The 17,273-nt window shown below is 38.8% G+C and carries 20 protein-coding genes; 6 read left to right on the plus strand and 14 right to left on the minus strand.

Going from position 1 to position 17,273, the window contains the following annotated elements:
• Nucleotides 1-59 precede the first annotated feature (59 nt).
• Nucleotides 60-257, minus strand: coding sequence for a hypothetical protein (locus tag MHH70_RS07230; RefSeq protein WP_066169624.1), 198 nt, complete (start codon nucleotides 255-257; stop codon nucleotides 60-62).
• A gap of 97 nt (nucleotides 258-354) precedes the next feature.
• Between MHH70_RS07230 and MHH70_RS07235 the strand changes: the two genes are divergently transcribed.
• Nucleotides 355-972, plus strand: coding sequence for a DUF1054 domain-containing protein (locus MHH70_RS07235; RefSeq protein WP_066169621.1), 618 nt, complete (start codon nucleotides 355-357; stop codon nucleotides 970-972).
• Between the two features lie 418 nt (nucleotides 973-1,390).
• On the opposite strand, the gene MHH70_RS07240 is transcribed toward MHH70_RS07235, so the two are convergent.
• Nucleotides 1,391-2,872, minus strand: coding sequence for a DASS family sodium-coupled anion symporter (locus tag MHH70_RS07240; RefSeq protein ID WP_342472922.1), 1,482 nt, complete (start codon nucleotides 2,870-2,872; stop codon nucleotides 1,391-1,393).
• Nucleotides 2,873-3,198: 326 nt separating this feature from the next.
• Complete coding sequence (locus MHH70_RS07245) at nucleotides 3,199-4,017, minus strand: SDR family oxidoreductase (RefSeq protein WP_342472923.1); 819 nt, start codon at nucleotides 4,015-4,017, stop codon at nucleotides 3,199-3,201.
• 101 nt (nucleotides 4,018-4,118) lie between these two features.
• Here MHH70_RS07245 and MHH70_RS07250 point away from each other — a divergent pair, with 101 nt between their 5' ends.
• Nucleotides 4,119-4,637, plus strand: a complete 519-nt coding sequence (locus MHH70_RS07250) for a TetR/AcrR family transcriptional regulator C-terminal domain-containing protein (RefSeq protein ID WP_107942212.1) — start codon at nucleotides 4,119-4,121, stop codon at nucleotides 4,635-4,637.
• A 346-nt stretch (nucleotides 4,638-4,983) separates the two neighbouring features.
• Here MHH70_RS07250 and MHH70_RS07255 read toward each other — a convergent pair whose 3' ends face one another.
• The 7 genes from MHH70_RS07255 to MHH70_RS07285 form a co-directional block, all read right to left on the minus strand.
• Nucleotides 4,984-5,418, minus strand: a complete 435-nt coding sequence (locus tag MHH70_RS07255; protein WP_342472924.1) for a GNAT family N-acetyltransferase — start codon at nucleotides 5,416-5,418, stop codon at nucleotides 4,984-4,986.
• A gap of 79 nt (nucleotides 5,419-5,497) precedes the next feature.
• The gene (locus MHH70_RS07260) at nucleotides 5,498-5,650 is read right to left on the minus strand and encodes a YpzG family protein (RefSeq protein WP_066169608.1); all 153 of its coding nucleotides are present in this window, start codon (nucleotides 5,648-5,650) and stop codon (nucleotides 5,498-5,500) included.
• A gap of 47 nt (nucleotides 5,651-5,697) precedes the next feature.
• A complete protein-coding gene (locus MHH70_RS07265) occupies nucleotides 5,698-5,970 on the minus strand; it encodes a UPF0223 family protein (RefSeq protein ID WP_066169604.1) in 273 nt (90 codons plus the stop codon).
• Nucleotides 5,971-5,990: 20 nt separating this feature from the next.
• Nucleotides 5,991-6,950 carry a nitronate monooxygenase family protein gene (locus MHH70_RS07270; protein ID WP_066169601.1) on the minus strand — a complete coding sequence of 320 codons (960 nt, stop codon included), beginning with the start codon at nucleotides 6,948-6,950 and terminating at the stop codon, nucleotides 5,991-5,993.
• Between the two features lie 30 nt (nucleotides 6,951-6,980).
• Nucleotides 6,981-7,670, minus strand: a complete 690-nt coding sequence (locus MHH70_RS07275; RefSeq protein WP_066170296.1) for an LrgB family protein — start codon at nucleotides 7,668-7,670, stop codon at nucleotides 6,981-6,983.
• Nucleotides 7,633-8,037, minus strand: coding sequence for a CidA/LrgA family protein (locus tag MHH70_RS07280; RefSeq protein WP_107942209.1), 405 nt, complete (start codon nucleotides 8,035-8,037; stop codon nucleotides 7,633-7,635). Before MHH70_RS07280 ends, MHH70_RS07275 begins: the two co-directional genes overlap by 38 nt.
• A 132-nt stretch (nucleotides 8,038-8,169) precedes the next feature.
• Nucleotides 8,170-8,952 carry an SDR family oxidoreductase gene (locus MHH70_RS07285; protein WP_342472925.1) on the minus strand — a complete coding sequence of 261 codons (783 nt, stop codon included), beginning with the start codon at nucleotides 8,950-8,952 and terminating at the stop codon, nucleotides 8,170-8,172.
• A 199-nt stretch (nucleotides 8,953-9,151) separates the two neighbouring features.
• Here MHH70_RS07285 and MHH70_RS07290 point away from each other — a divergent pair, with 199 nt between their 5' ends.
• From MHH70_RS07290 to MHH70_RS07300, 3 genes are read left to right on the plus strand one after another with little or no spacing between them, the layout of a single operon-like run.
• Nucleotides 9,152-9,574, plus strand: a complete 423-nt coding sequence (locus MHH70_RS07290; RefSeq protein ID WP_066169595.1) for a MarR family transcriptional regulator — start codon at nucleotides 9,152-9,154, stop codon at nucleotides 9,572-9,574.
• 17 nt (nucleotides 9,575-9,591) lie between these two features.
• Nucleotides 9,592-10,758 (plus strand): MFS transporter, encoded by a 1,167-nt coding sequence (locus MHH70_RS07295; RefSeq protein WP_342472926.1) that lies wholly within the window; start codon nucleotides 9,592-9,594, stop codon nucleotides 10,756-10,758.
• 50 nt (nucleotides 10,759-10,808) lie between these two features.
• The gene (locus MHH70_RS07300; protein WP_161485107.1) at nucleotides 10,809-10,973 is read left to right on the plus strand and encodes a hypothetical protein; all 165 of its coding nucleotides are present in this window, start codon (nucleotides 10,809-10,811) and stop codon (nucleotides 10,971-10,973) included.
• A gap of 77 nt (nucleotides 10,974-11,050) precedes the next feature.
• Here MHH70_RS07300 and lpdA read toward each other — a convergent pair whose 3' ends face one another.
• From lpdA to pdhA, 4 genes are read right to left on the minus strand one after another with little or no spacing between them, the layout of a single operon-like run.
• Entirely contained in the window at nucleotides 11,051-12,463 is a 1,413-nt protein-coding gene (gene lpdA, locus MHH70_RS07305; protein WP_066169592.1) for a dihydrolipoyl dehydrogenase, read from the minus strand.
• A 3-nt stretch (nucleotides 12,464-12,466) separates the two neighbouring features.
• Nucleotides 12,467-13,771, minus strand: coding sequence for a dihydrolipoamide acetyltransferase family protein (locus tag MHH70_RS07310; protein WP_342472927.1), 1,305 nt, complete (start codon nucleotides 13,769-13,771; stop codon nucleotides 12,467-12,469).
• A gap of 19 nt (nucleotides 13,772-13,790) precedes the next feature.
• Nucleotides 13,791-14,768: an alpha-ketoacid dehydrogenase subunit beta gene (locus tag MHH70_RS07315; protein ID WP_066169589.1), complete on the minus strand. Its 978-nt coding sequence runs from the start codon at nucleotides 14,766-14,768 to the stop codon at nucleotides 13,791-13,793.
• 3 nt (nucleotides 14,769-14,771) lie between these two features.
• The gene (pdhA, locus tag MHH70_RS07320; RefSeq protein ID WP_066169588.1) at nucleotides 14,772-15,887 is read right to left on the minus strand and encodes a pyruvate dehydrogenase (acetyl-transferring) E1 component subunit alpha; all 1,116 of its coding nucleotides are present in this window, start codon (nucleotides 15,885-15,887) and stop codon (nucleotides 14,772-14,774) included.
• 518 nt (nucleotides 15,888-16,405) lie between these two features.
• Between pdhA and def the strand changes: the two genes are divergently transcribed.
• Nucleotides 16,406-16,963, plus strand: coding sequence for a peptide deformylase (def, locus tag MHH70_RS07325; protein WP_342472928.1), 558 nt, complete (start codon nucleotides 16,406-16,408; stop codon nucleotides 16,961-16,963).
• Nucleotides 16,964-17,273 lie beyond the last annotated feature (310 nt).

The following is a 17,273-nucleotide window of genomic DNA, read 5'->3' on the forward strand; positions in this document are numbered from 1 at the left end:
AATCACTTGCTATCTAATATTTTTAGCAAGTGATTTTTTATTTTAGATTCGATTTATGCTTATTCATAGGCATGTAAACTTTCCAGCTCTTCTTGAATTTCTTTTAGGCGCTTTTTCGATTTATCCATTTCTTTTTCATTTTTAACTTGCATTGCCTCAAACAAGGAAGCTAGCTCGTAATCAAGCTCTAATCTTAAAATGTATTCATATTGCTTTTCAACATCAACCTTGCGTATAATCTTAATCATCTGTTTCATACTTGTCACGCTCCTCCTAGTTTGATTTTTAGTGTTATTACTATTTTCCCAAAAAATAAATAAAATAAACCTCAATTTTAAAAGGAGTTCAAATAAAATGGAAAAAGTGCAATGGACTAATGAAGATTTTCAAGTATTTTCAATTGAAGGCCTAGACGAAAGAATGCAAGCATTAACAACAATTATTCGACCAAAATTTCACCTCTTAGGCGAGCATTTCGCTACATATTTTAGCGCTAAAACTGGCGATGAATTTTTCCCGCATGTTGCAAAGCATGCGCGCCGCACAATCAATCCTCCAAAGGATTCTTGGGTTGCATTTGCCCCTTATAAACGCGGTTATAAAGCATTGCCACATTTCCAAATCGGCTTGTGGGGGACGCATCTTTTCATCGTTGTTGCTGTTATTTACGAAGCACCTCAAAAGGCAGAAATGGCGGAACGCTTGCTTGCAAATATAAAACAATTCGAGAAGCTGAAAAATGATTTCGTCATTTCAGGTGATCATATGTCACCAAATGTTGAAAGCTTGGACAAAGAAAAGCTACAGAAACTACTACAGCGCTTGCGCGATGTGAAAAAGGGTGAGTTTTTAGTAGGGCGCCATTTAACGATTGAGCAAGCTACTGCAATGACGGCTGATGAATTTTTAACATTTGCTGAAGAAACCTTCGGTGCATTATTACCAATTTACAATACGATTATTGGAAAATAGCGCTATTATTTAATATGCACAAAGTAGTGATAAAATGAGAGCGAGGCTGGGACATAACTTTATTATTTCGAAAAATGACGAAAATAGATAACAATTTTTCCGCTTTATGGAGTTAAATATTCCGTCTTAAATCAAAAAAATGTTAGACTAATTAGATTGCGGTCTAACATTTTTTCTTTTTGTCCCAGCCTCGTTTCATAAAAGATATAACAATTTGAAAAAGAAATAAACACTAAATTTATCAGATGTTACCTTAACTTAAAGTGAAAAATTAAAATCACCCATACACTTCTGATAGAAAAAATTTGTTGCTGTTATGATAGGGCTATCCAAAAAGCACAACAATTTTTTTGAGTAGGTATATCTTTCATCATAAATATTTACTAAAAAGTTACTCGGCATAGAAAATACTACGCCATTAAGGTAATAGTCCTAGCCATTTCCAATAAGTAGCACTGAATAATAAAATTAAAATGAAACCTACGAGCGTCAACGGAATACCTGACTTTAAGAAATCCTTAGTTGTAAATGTACCTGTGCCATAAGCAAGCATATTTTGTGGCGCACTGACAGGTAGCAAAAAGCCAAAGCAAATAACGAACTGCTGAATAAGTACAAAACCAATTTGATTTTCAACAGGCATCGGCAAGCTCAAAGCAAGGGCAATAAATACTGGGATTAAAGCCGATGCTAAACTTGTCGCAGATGCAAAACCTAAGTGGATAACGATATTAAATACAGTAACTAATGCGATTGTCGCGATAATCGGCATTGATTGTAAGCCAAGCGTGCCAAAAATAGTATCAGACAGCCATGCTGCCCCTTTCGTATTTAACAACGTTGTACCTAGCGAAATCCCTACAGCAAATACAATAAGTGTACCCCAATCAATACGAGCGGAAGCTTCCTTCCATGTAAACACGCCTATTTTTGGAAGAAGTAAGAAAGCAATCGCTAAAATGGTAATCGTCGTTGTATCAAACGGGTGGAACTTTCCTTCTGTAGCCCAGAAAAATAACAATAAAAGAGAAACAATAATTAAGGTAATTTCCTTGCGTTTTAAGGTTCCAAGCTCCTCCAATTGCTCTCTAATCACATCTCTACCACCTGTAATATTATCTGTTTCAGGCTTAATTAATTTAATCATGACAAAAAATAAAACAAAGGACATAATAATAGAAAATGGAGCAGCATATAGGAACCATTCTCCCCATGAAATATTGACATCGAATTCTGAATTGATAAAGCCTAAAGCAACAAGGTTTTGTGCAGCTGCTGTTTTAATTCCGATATTCCATATCGAAACCGCTTGTGTCGCTGTAATAATTAGCAATGCGGCTAGCTTACTTTCCTTCGCTAATCCGAATGCGGCAACAACCCCTAATAAGATTGGTACAACAGCCCCAGCGCGCGCTGTCGCACTCGGTACAACAAAAGCTAGAACAATCGATACTAAAATTGCCCCAAATACAAGCGCCTTTGTTTTTGTCCCAACCATCGACAAAACCCATAAAGCAATACGTTTGTGTAAATTCGTAATCTGCATAGCTGTAGCTAAAAATAAGGCTGCCCCCACTAACGCAACAGAGGAGCTACTGAAGCCAACTAATGCTAGCTTCAAGGCATTGTTAGTCCCCATCGATACAGTGGCGTCCTCCATGCTCGGTGCCAATCCTAATAAAACAGCAATTAACGCTAAAATCATCGCCGAACTCACGGGGTAGGGCACTGCCTCAGTCACCCATAATATAACGGCAAACGCTAAAATAGCTAATGCACGTTGTCCCGCAACGGGTAGTGCCTCTGTTTCTGGTAAAAGCACAATCACAAATAAAGAAACAAATGCTAACACAATCCAAAGAGACTTCAAATTACGTTTTTTTGTTATTTCATCCGCCATCGTCAACCACTCCTCCTACTATAAATTTTTAAAATACAAAATAAACCATTTTCTAAATAAAACTGTTTCTCTTGATATATTAATAATAACCAATTATTCATTTCTCATGAATTTTAATTAATTACGCTATTCTCTCTTTACCCAAAAAACAAATTGATTAGCAAACTTTCTTTAAGAATTATCTGTCCACAAAAAAGAGAAGTTGCATCATACAACTTCCCCTTTTGTTTATTCTCTTAATAACATATATCGTGCATTTCCTTTTTATCCTTCGCTACTCTCTTAAATGAAAAAGGAAAAAGCACATTTCATGCTGTATTAGCGATTTATTGCATTGCTTGACGCATACGCTCCATATTAGCGATTGTTCCACCATCAACTAAAAGGTCAGTGCCTGTAATATACGAGGCTGCATCACTTAAAAGGAATTCTACTGCTTTTGCAATTTCATCTGCATCTCCTTCACGACGCAATGGCGTATGCGCTAATAAGACAGCCATTTGTTCACTTTGCTGTTTTTCTTGACGCCCCATCGCCGTATCAATTGTGCCTGGCGAAATAGAATTTAAACGCGCTCCCTTTTCTCCCCAAGCCCACGCTAAATCCTTTACCATTTCAATAACAGATAGCTTGGACAATGGATAAGAGGCTTGTGTAGTGCCTTGTGTCATTTGCTCCATTGTCGGCATAAAGTTTTCCGCTAATGGATTTTTTAATACCACACGCGTTTCTGGTGTTGCCGGAACCATATGTGCACTCATTGACGAAATCATTACCGCTGAAGTACTTGGTCCTGCAATTTTAATAAACTCATCTAAAATATAAGCTGTTCCTAATGCATTAATTTCCATAATCTTTTGCCAATCAGCCATCGTTGGGGAAACTCCTGCCGTATGAACAAGACCAGCTAGCTCTCCCATTGAAGCCGTTTTGTCCGCAAGCGCTTTCACTGATTCTCGCTTCGAAACATCTGCAACCATATACTCAACAGTCGTTGCACCTATCGCTTTTAATTGTTCTGCGGTTTGTGCCAAACGCTCTTCATTCATATCTGCTAATAAAAATGAATTCCCTTTTGCTAAGCGCATTGCTATCGCTTTTCCCATACCACCTGTACCGCCGGTAATTACATATACTTTTGTCATTTGTTTACCCCCAATAGTTAAATTACTTTCATTTTAACTAGCTTTTTCTTCCCCTTCAAACGACATTGTATAGTAAAGTGTCTATATAAGGAGCTGAACATATGAATGAGCGACAGATTATCGAACAACCAACAATTAGACAATATATTCTTACTTCTTACAAGGAACTATTAAAGCTATATTCCCCTGAAAAAATATCAGTGAAGCAAATTGCAACACAAGCAGGCATTAATCGTTCGACCTTTTATTTGCATTTTCAAGATAAATACGAAGTTTTATACACTATAACAGAAGAAAAATTGAAGGAACTAGCTTCCCATTATTATGGAAATACAAATCGCAATACAAGCCCCCTCCAAACAACGACAAAAATTTGCGAGCATATTTTTAACAATCGCCTATTTTATAAAAAGCTCGTAAATGAGGAGCATTTTAAAAATCGCTTATTTCATTATTTGTATGAAGCGCTTGCTATTCATTTAAAACACGAGGCATTCACTACCTTCACTGCCTATGGAACAATGGGCTACATGATTGAATGGATTAAAAACGACTGCCAAAAACCAATCAAAGTAATTGCAAATGACTTATCAAGTATTGCTGATTTTCGAATTTTATAGAGATAATTTTAACAACGTGCTATGCATCTAGTTGAACTACCAATATTTTATGTAAATGAATTTTCAATCTTTAACAAGCTACCACATATCGAAAAAACTAGATAATCACTTCAGTCATTGTGGCTATATCGTTAATGTCGAGCAAATAAAAAAATTCGACAAAAAGCAGCGCAGCCTACCAGCAAAAAACTTGTAGCGCCACGTTGCTTTTCTTTATGAGCGATTTTGGTCGTTTTATGAGCGATTTCTTCTTTTTATGAGCGAATTTCCACCTCTTATGAGCGATTTCACATCTCTTATGAGCGAATTAGGTCTTTTAACCTAAATGAATTTCAATACTCTTTCCCTAATAATTCAAGCAATAAACAATCTCCCCATCGATTACACGGCCATCTGGTTTAAAGCCTAATTTTTCATATAAACCTTTCGCTAAATTATTCTCTGGCTCAAAGCTTAAATAAATAACATTGTGCCTTGTATCTTCCTGAATGTGTGCAATCAACTTCTTCATTGCCTCTTTGCCATAGCCTTTCCCTTGGAATTTCTCATCAATCATTAAACGATAAATCCAATATTCATGGTCGTCCTCATCTAAACAATACATGACAAAGCCTACAAGCACTTCATCTGCATAAATTGCTAAACAAATACATTCTGGATAGGCTTTTGCCTGTGCAAGTGAAAATAGATTCGATGCAACAAAATCTTTTTGCTCCTCTGCTACCTTTAAATCAATAATATCCCAAAAGTTTTTTCTATCTATTTCTTTAAACTGAATCATTATATATTCCCCCTTAAAATCAAAAGCCTTCATAAACGATTTCTCGCTTATGAAGGCTGCCATTCACTTTAGTTAGAAGCTAGAGCTGTTTGGATTTGGCAGCGGTTCTCAGCATTTGGTTGTGGAGTGTTACCTCTGTTTCACCATTTACTTGAGATTTTTGCTGCTTGTTTCTCGTCCAGTTCTGGTGGATTTTTTGAGATTTCGGGTCTAGTTCATCCTTCTTACTCATTCCTTCCGCCTCCTCTGTTCAAAAGTGAAATCGTTATTAGTATGTGCTTATTTAATGCGAATCATCACACCATCCGCTGATTCTTTCGCCTCCTTGACAACTTTATAGCTGACATAGCCACTTGCCCTTTCAAAATCGCGGAAAATGGTTTTTTCCTCTGCTTGTGAAGGAACAATTTCCTTGAAGCGGTGATATTTTGCTATAATTTCCTCACGCTTAATGCCTTTTTCATAAGCTGCCTCGACGACTTCGAAAAAATGCACAACATCAACCATTTCTTGCGTTGACCAGTCTGTTGATAGTGGATAAGAATATTCCATTTCACTAACCTACCTTTTCATTATTCGCCCCATTTTACACGAATAGAGGCTGCCTCTGCAACCATTCGCTCGATTAACTCAGCAACTGTTGGCACATCCTGAATTAAGCCTGCAACTTGACCAGCCCAACCGAAGCCTTCTGTATCCTTTCCGTCATAAATGAAACGTCGATTAGCCCTTCCGCTAATGAGCTCCTTTAACGCTTCATACGTTGGTGTTTCACGCTCCACTTGTAAAATATGCTCTGTAAATTCATTGCGTAATGCGCGTGCCGGTGCACCGATGGAGCGTTTAATCACTGTTGTATCATATTCTGCACTACGAATAAGTGCCTCTTTATACGCTTCTGATGCATAGGTACATTCCTTCGTAGCAATAAAGCGTGTACCCATTTCGATTCCATCTGCGCCTAATGCATGTGCAGCCATCCAACCACGCCCATCACCAATGCCTCCCGAAGCGATAACTGGAATGGAAACATGGTCCACTACTTGCGGTACTAGCACCATTGTACCTACATCGTCACGACCTAAATGACCACCACCTTCTTGTCCCACGACCATTACTGCATCGGCACCAAGTTCCTCTGCCTTTTGTGCTTGGCGGCGTGCCGCCACAAGAACAAGCTTTTTACAGGGTGCACCTTGTAGCAAGTCAAAAATTGGCGCGGGGTTGCCCCCTGTAATTGTTACAACAGGCACTTCCATTTCTGCTGCGACCTTAACCATTTCTTCATAGCCTTTACCATGCTGACCAATTGCATAATTAACACCGAATGGCTTATCTGTCAATGTGCGTACCTTTTCAATTTCCCGGCGTAAATCATCGGCTGTTGCTAAACTCATAGCAGTAATTTGTCCGAGTCCACCCGCATTCGATACGGCCGCCGCTAAATCAGCATAAGCTAAATAGGCAAGCCCTCCTTGAATAATTGGATAATCAATATTTAAAAGCCTCGTTACACGTGTCTCCCACTTCACAAAAAATCCCCCTTTATTTCCTCGGAAATATTATAAAAACACCATTGCAAATAATGGACAAATAAATGCGCCAAGTACAGCACTCAAGCCCATTGCTAGCGAACCAATCGATACATCCTTTTCACCGTACTCGGTCAACTTTGATACGCCCACACCATGTGAAGCACTGCCTAATGAAACACCGCGGCTAATTGCCGTATCAATTTTAACTAGCTTATAAACAACCGGTCCTAAAAGTGCACCTGTAAATCCTGCAATCATAACAAGTAATGCAGATAATGGCACAATGCCATCAATTGTTTCACTCACCTGCATCGCAATAGGTGTCGTCAAGGATTTCGGCAATGCTGTCAGTATAAATGCCTGTGATGCTTTAAAACCTTTCAACAGTAAAAAGACACTGATTAATCCTGAGAACATGGCAACAATTAAGCTCGAAATGATGGAGTATTTATATTGGAAAACAAGCTTGCGCTGGTTGTATAGCGGATAAGCTAGCGCTACAACAGCAGGTCCAAGCATCTTATGAATCCATTGTCCTCCTTGCATATATGTAGCATATGGAATTTTAAATACGATGAGCAATATGATGAGCGTAATAGCTGTTGTTAATATAGGAAGCAAATAAGGCTTGCTCCATTTCATATAAAGTCTTTGATATACTAAAAATAAGCCAATCGTACTAACGATGGCGAGTAGTGCTTGCATGCTCCCTAGCATTTTGCTCACCTGCCGCTTCCTTTTTCTCAACCCAGCCACTCCACTTACCTGTCACTGCTATCGTAATGAGCGTGCTAATAATAACCGCTAAAATTAAATAAAAGCCTGCCTTCGTTAGTAGCTCTGGGTGATTGACTACTCCAACTGTTGATGGAATAAAAAACAATGTTAAAAACGCTAAGAAAAATGTTGCGCCGTCTTGAATGAACTGTACTTTTATTAGCTTAAAATATAATGATAGCCATAATAAAATTAATCCGATAATACTTGCAGGAATAAAAATATTTGTCACATTAACTATTAGGACACCTAAGTAATAATAGATTGTTAATATGCCGATTTGGGCAATTGTTCGAATAATTTGCATAGCTAGAACCTCTTTTCTTCCCCCATATTGTACGCCTTTCGAAATACTCTGTCTAGACAGTGGGATTGCTTCACCCCCACTGATAATTTTTATCGACTAAGCGTATAACTAGGGTGAAAAGAAAAGGTGGCGCTATAATGCCCCACCTGAACCACCATCAATATTTATTGAAGTACCTGTTACATAAGAAGATGCATTCGAGGCTAAAAATGTAATAACATTGGCGGCCTCCTCTGTATTTCCGATGCGCCCTAAAGGAATTCCTTCTCCCACTTTTTGTGAGTATTCCTCCCATGATAAGTTTGGTGCATCATTTTTCCAGCGTTTTTCAATTTGGTCACTGCGAATAAGTCCAATACATACCGCATTTACACGAACATTATATTTACCTAAATCCTTGCTCATTGCTTTTGTTAAAGCAAGCCCCGCTGCACGGCTAACAGTTGTTGGTAAAGACGATGCGGGTGGCGTTTTTGCTAATACGGCTGTCACATTAATAATTGAGCCACCGCCGACTGCTTTGAAATGCGGTAATGCTGCTTTTGAACAATGCACTGCACCAAATAGTTTTAAATCTAAATCACTTTGCCAAAGCTCGCTCCCTACCTGCTCAAAAGGATTGGCAGAAGAAGTCCCTGCATTATTGACTAATATATCAAGTCGTCCAAAATGCTCGACTGTTTTTTCCACTACCTCTTGACAGTGCTTTTCCTTCGTCATATCAGCAGGTACGATTAATACATCTGCTCCTGTTTTTTCTTTAATTGCAGCAGCAGCAACCTCTAACTGCTTTTCTCCACGCGCACAAAGCACAACCGATGCCCCTTCCTGCGCAAGCTGTAGCGCTGTATAATAGCCAATTCCTTTGCTTGCCCCTGTAATGATAGCTACTTTTCCTTGTAAACCTAATTCCATTCCCAATTCCCCCTATTTAATCATCTCCATCTATAATTATATGAAAATTCCGTAAACATTTCATCTGTTTGGTTCTATTATGATGTCAATTATATTGCAGAATATTTACTTAGGTAAGTATTTTATGATATATTTATCTAGGTAAACACTTTATCTATTTACTTATCACACAAAATTAATAAAAAAGAAGGTGTATAAATTGTTTCATCCACTATTTCATTTATTTTTTCAAAAGACTCGTCTTTTAAATAAGGAATTGAATGCTGTATTAAAAAGCTATCATTTATTTTCTTCCCAATGGACCATCATTTTTTGCGTGGAAAAGCATGGAGAAATGTCATTAACTGAGATATGGAAATATTTAAACGTTGAAGCACCAACAATTACGCGTACAGTGAATCGCCTATGTGAATTAGGTTGGTTGACAGTCGTACCGAGTGAGGATAAGCGTGAGAAAATAGTGAAACTGTCTGACGAGGGCTTAGAGCGCTATCCAGAAATCGCAACAACAATACAGCGCTTTGAGCAAGAGTATTTACAAGCCTTTACGCCTGAAGAATGTGAGCAGTTAATGCAATTGTTAAATAAAGTGAATTTCCAATCGGAACAAAATTCAATTTAAAGGTTGTGAGGTCAATTATGAAAGAACCTATTTGGACAAAAGGTTTTATCGCATTATTTTTTACGAATATCTCTATTTTCATTGTGTTTTACGCACTTGTAGCAGCATTGCCTCTCTATGCTATCGGTGTTCTCCAACGCACAGACGATGAAGCGGGATTATTGCTAAGTATATTTCTACTATCAGCTATTATCGTGCGACCGTTTACAGGGAAAATTTTAAATTACTTTGGTAAACAGAAAATGCTTTGGATTGGACTTGCTTTTTATGTTATTTGTACAATTCTTTATTATGTCATTCAATCATTTACATTATTATTAGCTTTACGTTTTTTCCAAGGGATTTGGTTTAGTATTATTACAACTGCCGCCATTTCCATTATAGTAGATATTATTCCAAAATCGCGTAGAGGTGCTGGTATAGGTTATTTTAATATGTCCACAAATATAGCTGTTGTCATCGGTCCACTTGTCGCATTACCAATTATTCAAAACTTTTCATTTGATTTATTATTTCTATTATTAAGTGGATTAATGCTATGTGGTACATTAGCTTCCCTAGTTACAAAAGGTGAAAAAATCTCAGAAGTAAGAGAAGCGTCTTTTTCCTTCTCGTTAAACGATTTATTCGAAAAAGCTGCATTGCCTACAGCCTTGCTATCATGCTTGGTAGCCTTTTCTTATGCAGGGATTTTATCTTATTTAACCCTTTATGCACAGGAGAAAAACATCTTATCTTTTGTTAGTGTCTTTTATTTCGTTGTAGCCATCGGTATGTTAGCCCCTCGTCCTTGGACAGGAAAGATTTTCGATGAAAAGGGGGCAAAATACGTTATTATCCCGGGGCTCATATTTTTCGCGATAGGCATTGCCTTATTAGCACTTGTGGAAACAAATTTAATGTTTTTAATTGCAGGAGCATTTATCGGAATTGGCTACGGAGCTGTTGTACCAAGCATGCAAACCGTCGCTGTTCAATCCACAAATGTCAATCGCAGCAGCTATGCAACAGCAACCTTCTTCACATTTTTTGACTTAGGAATTGCAGTGGGCTCCTATGTGCTAGGTATCCTCGCCCTACATTCAAGTTATCAAACAATGTATTTCACAGGCGTCAGCATTGTTATTTTTGCACTATTTTGCTATCTCATTAGTACGCGAGTCCGACCAAGGAGCCGCGCATAGCCGACTTTTATATAATATAAAAACAAAAGGGTTAGCAGTGTTTTGCCTAGGTGAAGGAAGAACCAACCGCTTTTTTGATGGTTTTGCCCGGGTTTATTGGTCGGGTTGGTGGTTCTATTGGCGGTTTTTCACTGTCTATTGGCGCTTTCTTTGATTCTATTGGCGATTCGGCTTTTAATGGTGCATTGCCGAGTTTTATTCACGGCTTGCCTTAATTTATCAATTTATCTTCAAAAAAGACATACTAAAGCGCCCGACAAGCAATTGCACTGCTTTTCGGGCGCTACTAGTATTATTTTGTTACGATATGGATTGGGTTGCCAAGTAATACTTCAGCAGCTTCCATTGTAATTTCACCTAATGTTGGGTGAGCATGGATTGTTAATGCGATATCTTCTGCTGTCATGCCAGCTTCGATAGCAAGACCCATTTCAGCAATCATATCAGAGGCGCCAGCACCTACGATTTGAGCACCTACTAATAAGCCGTCTTCTTTACGCGCAACAAGCTTCACAAAGCCGTCTGTTGCGTTTAATGCTAAAGCGCGACCGTTAGCAGCGAATGGGAATTTAGCAGCTTTTACTTCTAAACCTTCTGCTTTAGCTTGCTCTTCTGAATAACCAACCGTTGCAAGCTCTGGGTCTGTGAAACATACAGCTGGAATAGCTAAATAGTCAACTACAGAGTGCTCACCAGCAATTGCTTCAGCAGCAACTTTACCTTCGTAAGATGCTTTATGTGCAAGTTGTAAGCCTGGAACGATATCACCAATTGCATAAATGTTTGGCAATGAAGTACGGCATTGCTTATCAACTTCGATTAAGCCTCGCTCACCGAATTTAATACCGATTTCTTCAAGACCCATTTCATCCGTATTTGGACGACGGCCTACTGTTACTAAAACATAATCAGCTTCAACCGTTTTTTCTTCTCCGCCTACTTCATATGTTACAACAACGCCAGTGTCACTTTCCTCAACACCTTTAGCTGATGCACCAACTACTACTTCAACGCCTTTTTTCTTTAGACCTTTTTTAACGATTTGCGTCATTTGCTTTTCAAAGCCAGCTAAAATATCTTTACCGCCTTCGATAATCGTTACTTGTGAGCCAAGGTTTGCATAAGAAGAACCTAACTCTGTACCGATGTAACCGCCGCCGATTACAACTAACTTGCCTGGCACTTCTGGTAAAGAAAGTGCACCTGTAGAGTTAATTACGCGCTTCGTAAATTTGAATGTTGGAATCTCGATTGGACGAGAACCTGTTGCTAAAATAGCGTTTTTAAATGTATAAGTTTGAGCAGAGTCTTCGTTAATGACACGAACAGTATTCGCATCAACAAAATATGCTTCGCCTTTTACGATGTCTACTTTATTACCTTTAAGTAAACCTTCAACACCGCCAACTAATTTTTTTACAACGCCATCTTTAAAAGCTTGAGCTTTTGCCCAATCAAGCTTTACTTCTGACGCTACGATACCCATATCATCTGAATGCTTAGCTTGCTCATAACGGTGACCTACAGAAATTAATGCCTTTGATGGGATACATCCAACGTTTAAGCATACGCCACCTAAGTTAGCTTTTTCTACGATTGTAACTTTTTGACCTGTTTGCGCTGCGCGAATCGCTGCCACATATCCACCAGGGCCTGCTCCTACTACTAGAGTGTCTAGTTCGATTGGGAAATCTCCTACTACCATTTTTTACGCCTCCATTAATAATAAGTCTGGCTCACTTAGCAAACGCTTTAAGTAATTTAATGCATTTTGCCCAGTTGCCCCATCAATCATGCGATGGTCAAAGCTCAATGATAATGCTAACACAGGTGCAGCTACAATTTCACCATTTTTTATTACAGGTTTCTCTGCGATACGCCCGATTCCTAGAATTGCAACCTCTGGATGATTAATTACTGGCGTAAACCATTGTCCACCAGCCGAGCCGATATTCGTAATAGACATCGAAGCACCTTTCATTTCTTGTGGTGTTAATTTACCCTCACGTGCCTTCTCTGCTAGCTCATTAATAGAATTTGAAATTGCAAATAGCGATTTGCGGTCTGCATGTTTAATTACTGGTACAAGCAGGCCTCTTTCTGTATCTGCAGCAATACCGATGTTGTAATAATATTTTTGGATAACTTCTTGCGTTGCATCGTCAAGCGAACGGTTGAATTCTGGGAATTCACGTAATGTAGCAATTAACGCTTTTACTACATAAGGTAAGTACGTTAACTTCACACCTTTTTCCGCTGCAATATCTTTGAATTTTTTACGATGTGCTACAAGCGCTGTTACATCTACTTCATCCATTAATGTAACATGCGGCGCTGTTTGCTTCGAATGTACCATCGCTTTTGCAATCGCTTTGCGAATACCTGATAATTTCTCACGTGTTTCTGGGAAATCACCTTCTAAAACTACAGTTGGTGTAGCTTTTGGTGCTTCTACTGTAGTCTCTACCGCCACATCTTCAACAACTGGTGCTTGTTCAGCAACCTCTTGTCCACCTGCTAAGAATTTGTCGACATCCTCTTTTAACACGCGGCCATTTTTTCCTGAACCAACTACAGCGCGAATATCAACATTGTTATCACGTGCGTATTTGCGTACAGATGGCATCGCGATAATACGTTTATTATCCTCTACTTTTGCTGTTTCTTCAACAGGTGCCTTCTCAACATCTTGACCAGCCTCTGCTGTCGCTTGCACTTGTGCCTCAGTTTTAGCTTCAGCGTGCTCATCACCTTTTAATTTCATATCCTCGTAGCCTGGTGCATCTAAACGAATTAATATATCACCCACTACCGCTACTGTGCCTTCTGCTACTAGTACTTCCTCTACTGTGCCCTCTACTGGAGACGGAATTTCAACGACTGCTTTATCGTTTTGAACTTCACATAAAATATCGTCTTCTTTTACTTGATCGCCAGCTTTTACGAACCACTTAACGATCTCACCTTCATGGATTCCTTCCCCAATGTCTGGTAAACGGAAATTAAATGCCATATTTGTCACCCTCACTTCATTAGAATGTTAAAACTTTTTTCGCCGTTTCCATTACATCTTTATACGTCGGTAACCATACACCTTCCGCTTGTGGGAATGGATAAATTGTATCTGGTGCTGCTACGCGTAAAACTGGTGCCTCTAAGCTTAAAATTGCGCGGTCTGTAATTTCTGCTACAACATTTGCTGCAATACCCGCTTGTTTTTGTGCTTCCTGTACAACGATTGCACGGCCTGTTTTTTCAACAGAAGCGATAATTGTTTCGATATCTAAAGGTTGAATTGTACGTAAGTCAACAACTTCAACAGAATAGCCTTCTTTTTCTAATTCTTCGGCTGCTTTCAAGCTTTCATGTACCATTAAGCCATATGCGAAAATGGATAAGTCTTTTCCTTCGCGTTTTACATCCGCTTTACCAAGTGGAATTGTGTAAGATTCTTCCGGCACTTCTTCACGGAATGAACGGTATAGCTTTAAATGCTCTAAGAAAATGACTGGGTCATTATCACGAATGGATGAAATTAATAATCCTTTTGCGTCATAAGGTGTTGATGGAATAACAACCTTTAAGCCTGGTTGTTGTGCCATTAATCCTTCTAAGCTATCAGAGTGCATTTCCGGTGTATGCACACCACCACCAAATGGTGAACGGATTGTTACTGGTGCACTGTAAGTACCACCTGAGCGGTAGCGTAAACGCGCTAATTGTCCGCTAATTGAGTCCATTACTTCATATACGAAGCCGAAAAATTGGATTTCTGGTACTGGACGGAAACCTTCAAGAGCTAGCCCAATTGCCAAGCCCCCGATTCCTGATTCTGCAAGTGGTGTATCAAATACTCTGTCCACACCGAATTCTTTTTGTAAGCCTTCCGTTGCACGGAATACTCCTCCGTTTACACCAACGTCTTCTCCGAAAATTAAAACATTTTCATCGTCGCGTAATTCGCAACGTAGTGCATCCGTAATTGCTTGAATCATCGTCATTTGTGCCATAGCTTATTTCGACTCCTTCTCTTTGTAAATAGCATACTGCTCTTGTAAGTTATATGGCATTTCACCTGCATGCATATTTTCAATTAGTTCAGTTACTTTTTGTTTTGGTGCTTGGTCAGCTTGTTTAATCGCCTCTTTAATTTCTTCTTTCGCACGCTCGATTACTTCTTCTTCCTTCGCCTCAGACCATAAGCCCTTAGCCTCTAAGTATTTACGGAAACGTACGATTGGGTCTTTTGCTGCCCACTCATTATCCGTATCTGCTGTACGGTAACGCGTTGGGTCATCCCCTGCCATTGTATGTGGACCATAACGATAACACATTGTCTCAATTAATGTTGGGCCTTCGCCTCTTACAGCACGATCACGCGCATCACGCGTCGCTACATATACTGCTAATGGGTCCATACCATCTACTAACACGCTTGGGATACCTGCTGCAATCCCTTTTTGAGCAATTGTTTTTGCTGCTGTTTGCAATTCACGTGGTGTTGAAATTGCGTATTGGTTATTTTGTACAATGAAAATCGCTGGTGATTTGAACGCACCTGCAAAGTTGATACCTTCATAGAAGTCACCTTGTGATGAACCACCGTCACCTGTATACGTAATAGCTACTGATTTCTTACCGCGCTTTTGTAAGCCAAGTGCTACACCAGCCGTTTGAATATATTGTGCACCGATAATAATTTGTGGCGCTAAAATATTTACACCCTCTGGCACTTGGTTTCCGATAAAATGCCCACGGCTAAATAAAAATGCTTTCCATAATGGTAGACCATGCCATACAATTTGAGGTACATCACGGTAGCCTGGTAAAATCCAGTCTTCTTTTTCAAGTGCAAAATGAGAAGCAAGCTGTGATGCTTCTTGACCTGCTGTAGGAGCATAGAAGCCTAAGCGCCCTTGACGGTTTAAAGAAATTGAGCGCTGATCTAAAATACGCGTGTAAACCATACGTGTCATTAATTCCACAAGCTCTTCATTCGATAAATCGGGATTCGCTTCCTCGTTAACAATTTGCCCTTCTTCATTTAAAATTTGGAACATCTGAAATTTGTCTTCAATTTCATGTAATGTTGCTGCTGGATCAAATTTTTTCAACATATTTTCACCCATTTGTAGTACAACTCCCTTTCAACTGTATTAAAAAATAATTAATAATCATTAGTACAACAACTTCTTCTCCTTGAGTATAAATAATAAAACTTCATCGGTCAATTATTAGTTTTTCTTTATTAGACACATTTTTTCATATTTTGCTCTCGAAATGAAAACGCTCTCTCTGTTATACATTAGCGTTCATTCTGTATTATAACAAAGGTGAAATTCAACAATAACAAGCATTTCCCCCCGTATCAATTAGCAATAAAGCTTTTTAGCAATAAATTCCCCTTAATCGACAAAATATTTTTCAAGCTTCCTTGAAAACTCCCTTTCAAAATCTGTGACATCCGCTAAAAAAGTTATTGTTACTCTTTAAAAGTAAAGTCAGCATACTTTCTTTTTCAAGCAGCCCGAAGGTTCACTTTATATTGCACTTTTTTTCACAAAGTAATACGAGAAGCAAACATTTCACATTGAACAGACATACTGTATACTTAATAAAGAGAGTAAAATAGAAAGGGAGCTTTTTTATGATTTTAATGGAACATATTATTCGTGAAGGTCATCCGGTATTACGTACCCGCACTGAGGAAGTAACATTTCCTCTAACAAAAGAAGACCGCAAATTAGCTGAGGAAATGCTACAATATTTAATAAATAGTCAGGACGAGGAAATGGTTGAAAAATATAATTTACGCCCTGGTATCGGACTAGCAGCAAACCAAGTCAACAGCTTAAAGCGCATGTTTGCGCTACATTTAGAAGACGACAAAGGAGAACAATTAAGCTTTGTCGCTATTAATCCAAAAATCGTCAGCCATTCGGTTGAGCAAACATATATTGAATCAGGTGAAGGTTGCCTTTCCGTTGACCGAGTTGTACCGGGCTATGTACCACGCTATGCGCGCATCACCGTAAAATTTATGACTGTTGATGGGAAGGAGCAAAAAATGCGCTTAAAAGGTTTACCTGCTATCGCATTCCAGCATGAGCTAGACCACCTAAATGGCATCATGTTTTTTGACCGCATTAACGAGCAAAATCCATTCGCAGAAATACCAGATGCTACGCCATTTATTAGAGAATAATTTATCAATCACATCTCTGCTAACTTTAGTCTAGCTTTTTTCGTGCTTGCTCGAAAAAGTTTGTGACACCTGCCGCAAGTCTGACCAACACAGTAGTCGTTCTTGCAGGAGAGGATGTTCTTATAGTTTCTTTTTTATCAGCAAATGCTTGAATACTTGCTGTAATAGGCCTAATGCGTTTATTTACCACTTATAGGGTTGAAAGAAATTAATCGAAATACATGCACTCAAAGTATATTTGCACTTTGGTTGCATGTATTTTTTTAGTTTAACCTAATTTTAACCTCCATCTTTTATAATAAATAAAAAG

The organism is Metasolibacillus sp. FSL H7-0170 (assembly GCF_038593115.1).
GTDB lineage: Bacteria > Bacillota > Bacilli > Bacillales_A > Planococcaceae > Metasolibacillus > Metasolibacillus fluoroglycofenilyticus.